12 protein-coding genes and 1 pseudogene are annotated in these 13,218 nt (G+C 37.3%); 3 read left to right on the top strand and 10 right to left on the bottom strand.

Going from position 1 to position 13,218, the window contains the following annotated elements; genetic code table 11:
• The first annotated feature begins 79 nt into the window (after positions 1-79).
• A complete protein-coding gene (locus tag ACFSO0_RS12010; RefSeq protein ID WP_376880451.1) occupies positions 80-733 on the top strand; it encodes an ArsR/SmtB family transcription factor in 654 nt (217 codons plus the stop codon).
• Between the two features lies 1 nt (position 734).
• Here the strand turns inward: ACFSO0_RS12010 and ACFSO0_RS12005 are convergent.
• Positions 735-1,854, bottom strand: a protein-coding gene (locus ACFSO0_RS12005; protein ID WP_376880449.1) for an IS3 family transposase whose coding sequence is annotated in 2 segments (ribosomal slippage) — positions 735-1,611 and positions 1,610-1,854 — 1,122 coding nt in all. Because the reading frame shifts where the segments join, the coding sequence is not laid out codon by codon here.
• Between the two features lie 74 nt (positions 1,855-1,928).
• Between ACFSO0_RS12005 and ACFSO0_RS12000 the strand changes: the two are divergent.
• Positions 1,929-2,036, top strand: a pseudogene (locus ACFSO0_RS12000) (ATP-binding protein); the annotation flags it as partial.
• Between the two features lie 130 nt (positions 2,037-2,166).
• Here ACFSO0_RS12000 and ACFSO0_RS11995 read toward each other — a convergent pair.
• Genes ACFSO0_RS11995 through ACFSO0_RS11955 form a run of 9 tightly spaced genes read right to left on the bottom strand, consistent with a single transcriptional unit; the run spans position 2,167 to position 12,402 of the window.
• Positions 2,167-3,066 (bottom strand): DUF5700 domain-containing putative Zn-dependent protease, encoded by a 900-nt coding sequence (locus ACFSO0_RS11995; protein ID WP_376880446.1) that lies wholly within the window; start codon positions 3,064-3,066, stop codon positions 2,167-2,169.
• Between the two features lie 19 nt (positions 3,067-3,085).
• Positions 3,086-3,634 (bottom strand): NADPH-dependent FMN reductase, encoded by a 549-nt coding sequence (locus ACFSO0_RS11990; protein WP_376880444.1) that lies wholly within the window; start codon positions 3,632-3,634, stop codon positions 3,086-3,088.
• Positions 3,635-3,686: 52 nt separating this feature from the next.
• A complete protein-coding gene (locus ACFSO0_RS11985) occupies positions 3,687-4,931 on the bottom strand; it encodes an MFS transporter (RefSeq protein WP_376880442.1) in 1,245 nt (414 codons plus the stop codon).
• 23 nt (positions 4,932-4,954) lie between these two features.
• Positions 4,955-7,195, bottom strand: coding sequence for a M16 family metallopeptidase (locus tag ACFSO0_RS11980; RefSeq protein WP_376880440.1), 2,241 nt, complete (start codon positions 7,193-7,195; stop codon positions 4,955-4,957).
• Complete coding sequence (locus ACFSO0_RS11975) at positions 7,185-8,120, bottom strand: NAD-dependent epimerase/dehydratase family protein (protein WP_376880437.1); 936 nt, start codon at positions 8,118-8,120, stop codon at positions 7,185-7,187. Before ACFSO0_RS11975 ends, ACFSO0_RS11980 begins: the two co-directional genes overlap by 11 nt.
• A complete protein-coding gene (locus ACFSO0_RS11970) occupies positions 8,117-9,193 on the bottom strand; it encodes a pyridoxal phosphate-dependent aminotransferase (protein WP_376880454.1) in 1,077 nt (358 codons plus the stop codon). Before ACFSO0_RS11970 ends, ACFSO0_RS11975 begins: the two co-directional genes overlap by 4 nt.
• A gap of 50 nt (positions 9,194-9,243) precedes the next feature.
• Positions 9,244-9,921 carry an O-methyltransferase gene (locus ACFSO0_RS11965; RefSeq protein WP_376880435.1) on the bottom strand — a complete coding sequence of 226 codons (678 nt, stop codon included), beginning with the start codon at positions 9,919-9,921 and terminating at the stop codon, positions 9,244-9,246.
• Positions 9,921-10,514 (bottom strand): NAD(P)H-dependent oxidoreductase, encoded by a 594-nt coding sequence (locus ACFSO0_RS11960; RefSeq protein WP_376880433.1) that lies wholly within the window; start codon positions 10,512-10,514, stop codon positions 9,921-9,923. The genes ACFSO0_RS11965 and ACFSO0_RS11960 overlap by 1 nt, the downstream gene beginning before the upstream one ends.
• Before the next feature lie 16 nt (positions 10,515-10,530).
• A complete protein-coding gene (locus tag ACFSO0_RS11955) occupies positions 10,531-12,402 on the bottom strand; it encodes a tetratricopeptide repeat protein (RefSeq protein ID WP_376880431.1) in 1,872 nt (623 codons plus the stop codon).
• 612 nt (positions 12,403-13,014) lie between these two features.
• On the opposite strand from ACFSO0_RS11955, the gene ACFSO0_RS11950 reads away from it, so the two are divergent.
• Positions 13,015-13,218, top strand: a 204-nt coding sequence (locus ACFSO0_RS11950) for a DUF4372 domain-containing protein (RefSeq protein ID WP_376880428.1), incomplete at its 3' end; no start/stop codon positions are given.

Here is a 13,218-nt window from a genome sequence, read left to right as displayed (position 1 = left end):
GGCGAAAGCTTCCGTTTCAAGCAGGCAATGGATAGAATTCCTCTGTAGTTACAAACGGCTGGCAAGTGCTTAGGCAATTTTGGCTGCAAAACTGAGCATTTTCTACTTGCAAAACACAGCACTACCGGCTAGTGAATTAGCTTATATCGCAAAAGTGTCACATCCAACAATTAGTTCCCATCTTTCAAAATTGATCGACGGTAATCTGATTATTGCGGAACAACACGGTAGACATCGGTATTTCCGGCTGGCTAATGAAGAGGTAGCTGAAGTTCTTGAAAAGCTGGGGACAATCGCACCTACTGTTCAAGTTCGCTCATTACGGCAGTCGGATCAACTAAAACAAGTTCGCTATGCTCGGACTTGTTACGATCATCTAGCTGGGGAACTTGGTGTGAAGGTTACTGAGGCACTACTTGATAGGGAATTCATAACTTTAAAAGATGGGGAATACGTTGTAACTGAACAAGGGAAAAAGTGGTTTTTTCAATTTGGAATCAATATGGAAGAGGCAAATTCAAAAAGGAGGATATTTGCAAAGCCTTGTCTCGATTGGAGTGAAAGACGTTATCATATTTCCGGGTGGTTAGGAGCTGCGATAGCCACTTGTTTTTTTGACAAAGGATGGATTACAAAAGCAAAAGAGAATCGAGCAGTCCATCTCACAAGAAAAGGCACAAAAGCATTACAAGATCAGTTTGGTATTGAAATGAATGTGGATTGTCAACAGTAAATCAGACAACTTTTTTAAGGGCTTCCTGGCGATACTGAACAGGCGTCATATAGCCTAAGGTTCCATGAATACGATGCGTGTTAAACCAGTGCACGTAATCGTATAATTCCAGCTCCAGATGACGAAGACTCTGGAAGTTCATCTGATTCACAAACTCTGTTTTCATGATCTTGTAGGTGGCTTCTGCTACAGCGTTGTCGTACGGACAGCCCTTCATACTTAGCGATCGGCCGATTTCAAACGTATCCAAAAGCTCATCCATCTTTTGATTTTTGAACTCGCTACCACGGTCAGTATGAAACCACTGAATCTGGTGTAAATCACCTTGTACCGTCGCAAAAGCGCGGGAAATCAGTGCAGCGTCCTTGTTTGGACCCGCACTATGCCCAATAATCTCTCGATTGAACAAATCGACCAATACACAAATATAATGCCATCGGTTCTGGACTTTCACATACGTCAGATCGCTGACGACGAAGCGTTTGGCCTCCTCCTGCTTGAACTCTCGGCCTAGAACATTCCCCGTCGTCGCTTCATTACAAGAGGTTTTATGGAGCTTATATTGAGCCACGGTGTAGGTGGAAACGAGCCCTTGCCCTTTCATAATACGACCAATTCTACGTCTGGAGACGACGAATCCGCGTTCCTGGAGCTTGACTTTGATCTTTCGTGTACCGTAAGCTTTTCGATTTTTGTGGAAAATCTCCACAATCGCATCGGTTATATCGTCTTCGTTTGGTCGCTCTTTCGTTTCATAATAAAACGTGCTTCTTGCGATTTGCAGGACGTCGCACATTGCTGATACCGAGTATTTATAACGATTGTTCTGGATGATAGCTACTTTCGTCCCATGATCAGCGCGGCTTGCTTTAAAATATCGACCTCCATTTCAGACGCTGGTTCACTTTTCGTAAAGCGATCAGTTCATTTTCTTCTGATGAGCGATTGTCCTTCTCCTTAAAGGAGCCCGTCGTCTGAGCCTGCTTGATCCAGCGGTCTAAAGCGGAAGCTGTGAGGTCATATTCCTCGACAATCGCTGCTCTGGATTTACCGTTTTCATAGAGTTCCACCATTTGTTTTTTGAATGCTGAGGTAAAGGTACGTCGTTGCTGTTTTGGCATTGTAGAGATCCGCTCCTTAACATAATAGGTTTATTCTACAAGCCCTTATTTTTTCTGTCCAACTTAGTGTAGCCGATCCACAAATGACATCAGCACTGGTTGATCGGCTTACCCATCGGGCTCATATCTTTGCGATGAATGGAGATAGTTATCGCTTTAAGCAGAGTATTCAAAGATTGTGATCATGGAAAAGTTACCCATCCAGCGGGTGTAATTCATTTTTGACTTGGTGGTCAATTTTTTGATGAGCACGCTGGTCAACTTTTTGATTGACATTCACAGTTAGTGACCCTCTTTAAAGAAAAAAATTCATCAAATTAAGGAAACATCCTTTAGATGATTCCTTAATGGATCATCTGTCTCCATATATAATGAAAAGAACTCTGTCGCAGGCTTTTGATGTACATTTCGTAGCACATCTATACCATAATTTTCGGCAATAACTGTGGCCAAATAAATCCCAATTAAATTGATTGCTGGTAGTTCCTCGCTTTTTATTAATCGAGCAATTTTTTTGTAGTATTTATTAAAGGTTTCTTGTTCCATCATAAAGAGTTGATTGAAGACATCCATGCATTTAGTAATCAATTCTTCCGATCTGATATTTCTTGCGTATGTAAAATAACGGAAAATGTATTTATTCCCCAGTAACGGAATCATTTTTTCAAGTTCTTCTAAAACAATATAATTTGCAATACCTTCATTTTGAATTAAAACTTGCAAATAATAAAGGTAACTATCTTTACTTTTATGATTCGCTGAGACTTCCTTGCATCGTTTTGTATAATTTAAATGAGTAATTTCGTGATAATAGACATGGGTGAGAAAAAGAATCGTTTCACGCCAATCGGTATGAGGAAAGAGTGAAAAAATTTGAACTCCTTCAGTAGGTCCATAATTTATCTTTCCAAAAGGTAAAAGAATGACTTTAAGATGATGGTAATATTCTTCGGATGTATCAGGGAAAAACGAACTGGCTTTAACAACCGATTCGGTTAAATGCGTTTTTAACTTGTCGATTTGCATCATCATACTTTTTATATCATTCATATCAATTGAGATAGGAAAATCAACTAATGAAGCATTTGGCAATTGCAGATTATTTTCTTGTTGAAACGATAGAAATCTATTTGGAAAATCCACTTGTGGGTTATTCGTCAATTTTAGCCACTCAACTAGACTCGAGTCTATCTCTACCGATAAATGAATCATTTATTATCAACCTCACTTATCATTTTAATTTTATAGTATAGTCAACGAGTTGTTCGGTGAATAATTCTAATCGATTTATTAGATCTATCGCTTTGACTTTGTACTGATCGCCTACAAGAATATAATCACTTTTACAGGAAGCAACCTGAATTGGTATTGCAACCCCTAGTAACCCTCTCACCACGATTCTAAGATGATCAAGAGGCTGGGTACTTCTCATTCCTCCACCGTTTCCAACAAGTCCAACCGGTTTATTGCGAAATATATCCATGTTGAGAATATCCAGTGCATTTTTTAACACACCAGAGTACGAATTATGATAATTAGGCGAACCTAAAACGAAAGCGTCAGAATATCTTGCTTGATAAACAAAACTTCTTACTGTTTCATCCGTATTCTTTTCTGGTTCATTGTGATACATAGGGTCTGCAATAGGTAATGGACATTTGCGTAAATCCCAAACAATTGCCTCGAATCCTTTTTTTCTTAAGCGATCAGCAACTTCTTCAATTAAAGCTGTTGTATGGGCAGGATTTGAAACACTCCCTGAAATTAAAAAGAAACGCATCTCCTTTCTCCCCTCCATATTTCGAAATGATGTATATTGATTATTTCCTGAATCAAGAGTTAAGTTGATATTGATTGTTTTTAATTTGTTCTATCGACTTTTTGTGTATGTAATTACGCCATAGTAAATAAAACGCCCCTGTAGTCACCACCACATAAATTGTTACTATTGTAAAGGCAAGAGTTAGTGAAAATGTCGAAAGAACGCTGCCTAGCAATAAGTAGGCGAATGCATCCGCTATATTTCCTACACTGGACCGAACTGCCATCACTTTACCAAGCATTTCATTTGGTGTACGAAGTTGTAAAACAGTAGTAAGAGTGGTCCCCGATATTGTGTTGCCAAAACCCATCAACAATGCAGCAATACCAATCCCAATGATGTTTCCAGAGAACCCCAGTACAAAAAAAGCACACCCACGTACGAAATAACCACTGAAGATCCATCTCGCTGGTTCTCCGACTTTTCTGCGTGCCAACCAAAGGGATGATAGCATGGATGATAAAGCGATTATTGACATAACGAATCCAAACGTTTTTGTACCACCAAGATTTACTTCTTCCAATACCTTAGGAATACCAAGCTGTATTACCCCAGCTCCAACTAATAACTGAGTAGAGAACGCTAATATCATAATTAATATTTCCTTGTTACCTACAGTCATATATTTAATGCCTTTCCAGGAATCTTGTAAAACTGTTGGTTTTTTGGATCCTTCCTTCAACTCTGCACTTTTTGGAAATCTAATATTGGATATTAAGATAGCAGAAATAAAATAAGTTGCACTATCAATATATAAAAGCTGAGTAACATTAAAATCAAATAACAACAATACTCCTCCGAGGGAGGGTCCTAGCATTATGCCAAGATTTTGTGTAGATCCGATGTAGGCATTAACTTTAGTTAAATTTTTCTTATCATCGATTAACAATGGTACACTTGCTTGGTTTGCTGGAAAGAAAAAGGCACGGATACAAGTCATGAGAAAACCTATTATCACAATTTGGTGAATAGTCAGAACACCAAAAGCGTCAGCAATCGGTATCGATAAGGTTAGTCCCCCCCGTAATATATCACAAAAAAGCATTAAAGGTTTTCGTTCTACTCTGTCACAGATCACTCCCGCAATGATACCTAAAAAAAAGTATGGTATGACAGAAGTAAATAGTATTGCCCCTGCCCCTAGCGCACTTTGACTGTACTCAATTGAAAGCAAGGTTAATGCTAATGAGTATACAGCAGTTCCAAAAACAGATAATGTATTGGCACTCCATAATAATTTGAGATTTCGATTCATATAATGATCCCCACTTTTCAGTATTAAAATTTACGAAAAGATACTTCGATCATTTTGTTCTCCAACATCTGTCGAAGATAATTATCCAGTAAAGCATCTGGTGATTCATCAGGGAGAGCATAGTACCCCATGCGATCCATGTCACGTAGAAGCTGTAGAATAGATTTATGTTTATTTGGAGAAAATGGTGTCCATATATCCCTAAACCACAATTCCACATCTTTAACTGACATTCTTAATGAAATTAGCCACTCTTTAACTGTTTCATAAAAAGTGTTAGTTAATTTTGGCGGGCACTGGATTCCCCAAAAAATAAATATTTCATTTCCAATTCTACATAGACTCTGTACGATTCGATAAGATAAACCTTTACTTCTTGTCAGGTTTTCTAATGATAAAAACGATCTCTTTCCGACTCCAAACGCCGCTTCTTGAATGATCAACGAAGCTAATGACTTGTACGGAAGAGGGCAAATAACTGCTGCACCATTAAATCTAGCCCCAATAACAGCTCCATTGACTAATTTCACGTAGCTACCATTTATTTCCTCTTTGTCTGTTTTTTCGAACCACCTATCTAATTCAACTGTAGTTATAGAGCTATTCTCTGGTAATATGATACTTAGTCCGTTTAATTTAAGTGAGGCATTCACGGATTTTTCAACAATTGGACGTATTGCCTCAAGAATTCTCCATTTAAGTTCTAATTCAATGTTTTGCATATAGTACTCTGAAGTATTGATATACGATTGTCTTTGGATAGGTACCATAGTAGAAGTAGCTGTATGTAATACCTCCTGCATCTCTTCATTACTTGTGAAAGCAACTTGAAATAATGTATCCCAACCTTCATATCGTACATTTTCCAATACGCCTTTTTGAAGGATTGAAAACGGTAAGTCCTTCGGTTGGAGAAGTCGTGAAAAGTATAAACAAGGAAGGCGAAACAGAACGTGATATCGTTCAGTTAATGGAGATGAAGCTACAGTCCAATAACGATTACTTTGGCTGCTATTCTTAATCTTAAAATTAGATAATAAAATTTCCGAACTAGGGGGTTTATCAAGTGGTTTATAGCATTGATCACCATTATTCTTCCTATTTTCATTTGTTGAATCAACTAATTGCGGAAGTAGATAATTTTTTTCAATTGTGTAAGTTGAACAGGTCGAATCAATGCTGCTGCCATAAACACCAATATCCATATATAAATGCTTATTAATAATTTGCTGATGTAATTGCAATTCTTCCCAGGATGGCATCTCATATCTGAAGCAAGATAATAGCAACTCGGAGCGACTTATTAAATTCTCCTTCTGACGCATTATTTCCAGTGTCGTCTTGTCAACACCCTCACAATACTCATTTTTAGAAATTGGACGTCGCAGTTCTAATAATATAGTTTCTAGATCAGACAATTTCGACCCCTTTTCTATTGATTCTAAAGTAAGCACCCCTGCATAATGATACTGATTCAATCGCAATTTAAAATGTTTTGAAGGAAAGCATCTACGGATTCGTCCTTCCCAGATATATCTCATTACCCTAAATGCAAAAGGATTTGTGGACTTTTCACCTGGTAGCACCCATCCTCCCCCAACAAATGGAGTGTCTCTTAGAACTTCAGAAAAATGAATCTTACCTCTCCCTAAGATAACTGGAAATGATAGATGTGATTCCTTACGATGCTGAACAACTAATCCAGCAGTACCCATTGCTTGTATAATTTGCCCATGTTCCCATGGACCGACCAATACAATGGTTTCGGGATAAGAATAATACGAAAGACCTCTTTTCAGATCGGAATTTGAAATTTTTTTGACCTGTGACTTATTGCCGAGTATAGAATGTCCGTATCCATGGTTAGGAAACAAAGCTGCTTGCAATTGTTCCAATATTAGATTACGGGGTTGCAATTGAAATTGCTCAATTTCTCTAATAATAATTGTTCGTTCACGTTCTATCATGTCCTCGCTGAAATCTAAAGTTTTCTTCGTATTTAATGCGTTGAATGTGTCGGTTAGTTTATATTGGGGAGTGAGCAAATAATAAATTGTTTCATCACGTTTAGTCATTGCAGTAAGGTTACCATAAAGCTGTCTATTCTCCGTTGAACATATCAAATGTTCCAAAAAATGTGCAGTGCCAATGGGGAGATCAGAATTGGCAGCCCCGATTCCATAGCGAACACAAATTACTCCAATTTTTAAATTATGAATTTGTTCTGTTATACACTTTGTATGAATCCCTATTTTATTTTGCATAAAAACCACCTATATATGCTAAAGATTCGGAAATGTCTGTCTTTGGGTTATAACCATAGCGTTCAATTGCCTTGGAAATTGGAAGTGCACTGCTTAATCTTTGTTTTGGTGTTTCTACACCATTAGAAGTGAAAACAATTTCTCTTCCCACTATCTGACTCATTTTCAAAATCAATTCCCCTCCGTCAACCAATTTTCCCGTTCCAATGTTAACTATGTCAAATTCAGAGAATGATGGTATGCCATTTCTCCCCAATAAAATACCTGTTATAAATTGTGCTAGATCGCGTACATCTAAATATTCATTCGGAGTGGACAATTGACTGCTAATTAATATTGGTTCCATTTTTTCTTGAAGCGCACGATTTATTTCTCCACTCATCCAGTTCCCGCAGCGTTTTGGATTTGGTCCAATAACCCCCGAAGGTCGAATAACGAGTGCAGTAATAGAAAATTGTTTAGCTATCGCATTAATGATTTGCTCATTGTAAAATTTTGTAATTCCGTATGCTGATACCGGTTTAGGTATCTCTTCTTCACATCTGGAATTACTTGGCCCATATACCGCTAATGAACTAACATATATTAATTTTTCTATTTGATAAGTAAATAATGCTGCGTAAATGGCCAATAACAGTCGACTTTCATTTAATATTGCCATACCTGTATGCTTCATAAACGAATTGTGTAATGATCCTGCTGCAATTACGATCCTCCTTATGTTATAAGTCGTTAATACTTTAATTAAGTCACTAGGATTAGATATAGCCATATCTACTATCTGTTCATCTTTTAAACCTGCAATCATTTTTAAATAAATATGATCAGGATTATAGGATATCACTACTGTCTCTTCTCCACTTGAAGTGCATTCCTTCGCAATATGTGCTCCAATTAATCCTCCTCCTATTAACAGAACGGTCACAATCTCCCCACTCTTTCCTTTAACGATTTGTATAGATCAATGATTCTTTGAATTCCTTCTTTAAAAATCACTTCATCTATCCCTGCATTAATTCGAACCAATTTTTCATCGCCAAATTCACGTCCAGACATTAGCAGAATATTTGCCTTTTCTTTTGCATGTATTACGAATTGATCTGCACTTATTTCTAATGGTTCAACACTAATACACAGAAATATTCCCCCGTTTGGCTCATAGCTTGTTATTCCATTTATGCGCAATTGTTGGGACGCCCATCGCAAACGATCTCCCATTTTCTTTGCTAACGATACTGGATAATGTGAAGTGTGCTCTAATGCAAATAACGCAGCTTCCTGTGATAACCAAGGGGTAGACATACCCATACTCCAGTGAACACTTGTAAGTTGACGGATGATTGTTGGGTGGGAAATTACAAAACCTACTCTTGCTCCTGCCATGGAATAAGATTTTGAGAAACTGTATAAAAAAAGTGTCTGAAAAGGTATGTAGTTTGCTGGACTTTTTAGATTACCCTCGTAAATAAAATCGCGATAAACTTCGTCCGAAATACATATAGCTTTATATTGTTTGCATAAATAGCTTACCCTTTGAGTAATTTCAGCTGGTGCAACTATTCCGAGCGGATTGTGTGGATTGTTCCACAACAATGCACGGAATCCACGTCGAAACCCCTCCTCAATATCTTGTACGGTCCTATCCCAATTGGTAGTGGGTCGAAAGTGATATAACTGTGTTTCAACTCCTAGCAATGCCGTAGTCTTTCGATATAATGGGAATCCAATCTCTGGTATTAGCAATCTTTTTTCAGGTAAAATATGATATATCGCCGTTAAACCCATAGAAGCTCCGGTCGTTACTAGTACATTTTCCGGGGTGAGCTGTATTTCATAAATTTCTTGAAACCTCTTCGCGATCATTTCACGTAATCGCGGTATGCCTGGCGCCTTAAGATATCCTTGCCAATCGCATTTTGCAATCTCAGAAATAAAGCCTTTTACTTTCTCGTCGGGGCCACACGTAATTTCACCTAATGATAAATCAATTAAGGTCACTTCCTTCAAAGTGATCCCTCCAGTATCGTACCTTTTGATCATTTGTTATATTAGTACATTCGAGTGACTTCAATTCCGCATTTATCAAGTGGGAGGCTAACTGATTTCCGAAACCTTTTTGTATCCCTGACAAATTCGTGGTACTTTTTGAAATCTTCTGCGAACTTCGGAACGCTTGAATCATGAGCCAAAATGATAGCCTCCGTCCTTAATTTGGGTAACCACTTCTCAAGAAGCGGATAATAAGCCGATTTTGATCCCTCTTTTTCGACATCTAAGAATAATAAATCGAATTTATTATTCTCAAAATTGTCAATCACAGTGAACGCGTCTCCACATATAATTTCTACACCATTTAATCCTATTCTTCTTACATTTTGTCTTGCACTTAAGCATGCTTCTTCATTGAGATCTATCCCAACAACTCGTGGTGTTGATTCATTGGAAACACCAGCTGCTAACCAAAGTAATGCGTAGCCAAAATAACTACCTAATACCACAATATTTCTTACCTTATATGATGAGGAGCAAGCAAATAAAAACCGTTCCATAATTGGAGAGATTGTCGTAGATGGTACATTAATATTTCCTAATAAGCTCTTTTTGAATCTTATAAAATTCTCAGGATTAAAATGGGAATCGTCAAAGATATATTCGTAATCTATTAATTTCTTGATTAGCTCTTCCATTACGTCATCAAGTGAACGTGCAAATTTTTTATCAATCATTACGCATTCACCTTTTGTTCTTGCTCAATTTCCATTACCACTCTTTTCCCTAAATCGTATAGTTTCTTTGCTAATTCAGCACGTTCATTGTTCCCCATATGTCGTATGTTACCCACTAATATATCTTTCGGATATACAGTCCCTCCTAAAGAGCTGAGCAAATTTCGCATTTGAGAAGCTCCGTGAACAGCATCTGCAATTTCAGCACCAACGATTAAAGAATAAAATTTTTTACCTCTAAAAATATCAGTATGTTCGGGAAAATCGTACAAAGGTCCAGCAAACACATTGAAAGCATTAATCATTCCTCCAACAATTGTTCGCCAATATGCAGGAGCAGAAACAATAATATGTTTTGCAGATTGCAATTCAGCTACTAATTGATTAACTCCATTATGTTCGTAATCTTGAGCGTGTCGACCGTCAAAGAATGGTAAGTTTAAATCCCTCAAATCCAATAATTTAACTGTTACTTCCCCACTTTCTAATATCCCCCGCTCCACTACCTTTAATAATTCGCGTGCAGCAGATTTCCCTTCCTTGCCAGGTGCTGGTTTCATACTTCCGCAAATCAGCAACACGTTTGGATGCATTTATAATCTCCTCCAATTAATAAAGTGGAATTGCCTTTTTAAGCTCGGAAACTGTCTTATCGGGTTGCTCTTCTACCAAGAATGCATTCATATCGATTTCGGGTATAGATTCCAAATCAATGGATGGATGGTAAGACGTCAATTTAGTCTTTGGTGGAGTAAGCTTTCTATTTTTTTCTTTTGTTAAAATGTCATTCGATGTTTGTTGAAACCATTTGGCGATGGTTTCAGGTGTGGGTACATCTTGAGACAAAACACGAATTTTTTTCCAATATTTTTCTGCTTCCCCTTCAAATTGGGACGCAATCAAGCAGCCTATTGCTTGTTCCTGTGCTTCTTTCCAATCAAGCAACTTAATTGCTATTGAAAAACCTTCAAAAAAATTCATCGAAGCTTCATTATACTGCCCATATTGGAGCAATACATATGCGTATCCATAAATAATTCGTTCCGCGTAAATACGGTCATTTTGTTGAATGGCTTCTTTCTTTGCTTTCTTCAAATGATTTAGTGCAGCTTCATGATCCCCTATTTTCCACGCGAGCATACCTGCTCTATAGTAATAAGGCTTTGTCAATTTTTTACTTGCCCATACATCGTGCCCAATATAACGGGCAAAAGCTTTCGTCCAACATTGATAGGAGTGATAATAATCCTTTTTAATTTCTAGCAAGAAAGAAATATTCGAATATAAATTAAACCGCAAATATAAAACGTTTTTTCCGGAGTCTTTTTCGATGAGCTTTAGGGCCTCCAATTCTCTGTTCAATACATTATCAAGTAAGGTATGTTTTTCTTCACCTTTCATTCGACTTGCTGCTACTACCTCCATAAAACTTTGACCATTTAAAAGCCAACCTTTTTCTAAACGATTGTTTTCACTTGATTCATCTACATATTTCAAGCCATTGTTATAGTGATTTGCAGCAACTTCCAGATTATAAAATCTTTTTATAGCTAAGAGGGCTGAAAGGCATTCCAAATGGGCTTTTGAAGGTCCAACTGGAGTCAATTCAATTGCTTTCTGCAACGCATGATAAGCCATATCAAAGAGACCAAGATTTGCATGAACAAGACCAATCACTCTAAAAAAATCAGGATTATCTTCCCCATTATTAAATGCAGAATGGCAGGCTAAATATGCATTCTCATAATTTTGAGTAACTAAAGAGAGAGAAGCGTCTGCGATTAAACCCTTACCTATCGAAACAAAAGAAGACAAGCTAAAATCAGTTTGAGAATGTGAACTATCATTCTGTAATACCAGAGGATTAAGTTCGAACCGAATTCTCGTAAAGATTCTTCCTCTTGCAATTTTCAAACTCGTCATCATATCGTCATATCGCTCCGCTGAGCTTGTAGACGGAATAGCATCAGTAAAATTCCATATCATACGCAGTTGATTAGGGAATAAAGATTTGCATAAACGATTTAATATTCTTAATGAAGGTCGATCAATCCATTCAGCTTGTTCAATAACCACAAGTAAGGTTTTATTAATTTCTTTATGAGTTAACTGAATGAGTTTACATAATTGCTCAACCAATCTGTCGATTAATTTGGCAGTGGAGCTGGACTCTCTACTAATCCGACGAATAATACTGTAAATAACTGAGTCCGAAGACAAATCAGTTTTTTGCCATTCACTCATTAGATCCTCTAGTGAAATTTTTACTGAGTTTTCCAAGTCGCTATTTGATGGACGATAATGTTCTAAAATTCCTTCAATTATTTGACAAGCTATGATGTATGGTTGAAATGAGCGATCTTCAACCGGGATCGTAAGAGTGACGTATCCATCCATATCGCTTATTTGTTCATAGACAGGCTCTGCACCGGAAATCCAGACTACTTGAAACTGAGAAATGCTATCCTTTAAACTCTCCATTTACCTTCCCCCCTTTTTAAATGAAACAAAAAGGGACATTTTCAGTCCCTTTTTGTTTGCGGTAGTAATTACCAATCGCTGTTCTGAAGAGCAACTTCGATTTCTTCAGTGGATACACTTTCCACTTGCTCGAGATCTTCGAGCATTTTGAGCAAATCGTTTGGAGTGTTCATTATCAGCACCTCCCCCTCAATCGATATATTTGTTAATTACTGTTATTCTTGGTGCATTATTATATTAATTCCGAATCATGAGATTTGTAAAATTATTTTTTTCGATTTTTTTCGGTATCTCCTCCATGTTTCCATTTTCATAACTGTAAGAATTTGTTATTATTTTAGGGATTACATCAAATATTGTTGTAGTGTGTAGAAAATTTTATTGTTTTATTAGATATCTTTTACGCAATAAATGGGCATATACTATTTTGTCGTGCATGGTTCCCTCATGGCTTAACTGAAAAATCAATACTATCACTAACGTTGCATTAACCTTTTCTAACCATTCAAAATACCTATAATGTTCGGTATTTAAGTGTTCGTGGCATAAAAAAATCCTTTACACTGGAAAGGTCAGGTAGTTCCTGTCCAAATCCAACGCAAAGGATAGCTCATGGACAAGAATACCCTATTTTCTTCATTTGGTAAATGGGTTGCCCCCATCAATATTGTGAAATTTCAACAACGCATTGAAGAACCGGATCAAGACAAGTACGTAAAAAAGCTGACTACCAAAGCATACCTGTTGCTGTTTTTGCATGCCCACCTTCAGCAACGAGAAGGGCTTCGAGCCATTGCTGATGATGTTCTGTCCAAG

The organism is Brevibacillus sp. GCM10020057 (assembly GCF_042683565.1).
Taxonomy (GTDB): Bacteria; Bacillota; Bacilli; order Brevibacillales; family Brevibacillaceae; genus Brevibacillus.
The sequence above is the reverse complement of the archived record's forward strand: the minus strand, read 5'-3'. Positions and strand labels throughout refer to the sequence as shown.

Excerpts from the sequence above, each read along its gene's own strand:
- ACFSO0_RS11980 (WP_376880440.1), bottom strand. The coding sequence starts at position 7,195 with ATGCAAAATAAAATAGGGATTCATACAAAGTGTATAACAGAACAAATT.
- ACFSO0_RS11995 (WP_376880446.1), bottom strand. The coding sequence starts at position 3,066 with ATGATTCATTTATCGGTAGAGATAGACTCGAGTCTAGTTGAGTGGCTA.
- ACFSO0_RS11960 (WP_376880433.1), bottom strand. The coding sequence starts at position 10,514 with ATGCATCCAAACGTGTTGCTGATTTGCGGAAGTATGAAACCAGCACCT.
- ACFSO0_RS11985 (WP_376880442.1), bottom strand. The coding sequence starts at position 4,931 with ATGAATCGAAATCTCAAATTATTATGGAGTGCCAATACATTATCTGTT.
- ACFSO0_RS11965 (WP_376880435.1), bottom strand. The coding sequence starts at position 9,921 with ATGATTGATAAAAAATTTGCACGTTCACTTGATGACGTAATGGAAGAG.
- ACFSO0_RS11955 (WP_376880431.1), bottom strand. The coding sequence starts at position 12,402 with ATGGAGAGTTTAAAGGATAGCATTTCTCAGTTTCAAGTAGTCTGGATT.
- ACFSO0_RS11990 (WP_376880444.1), bottom strand. The coding sequence starts at position 3,634 with ATGCGTTTCTTTTTAATTTCAGGGAGTGTTTCAAATCCTGCCCATACA.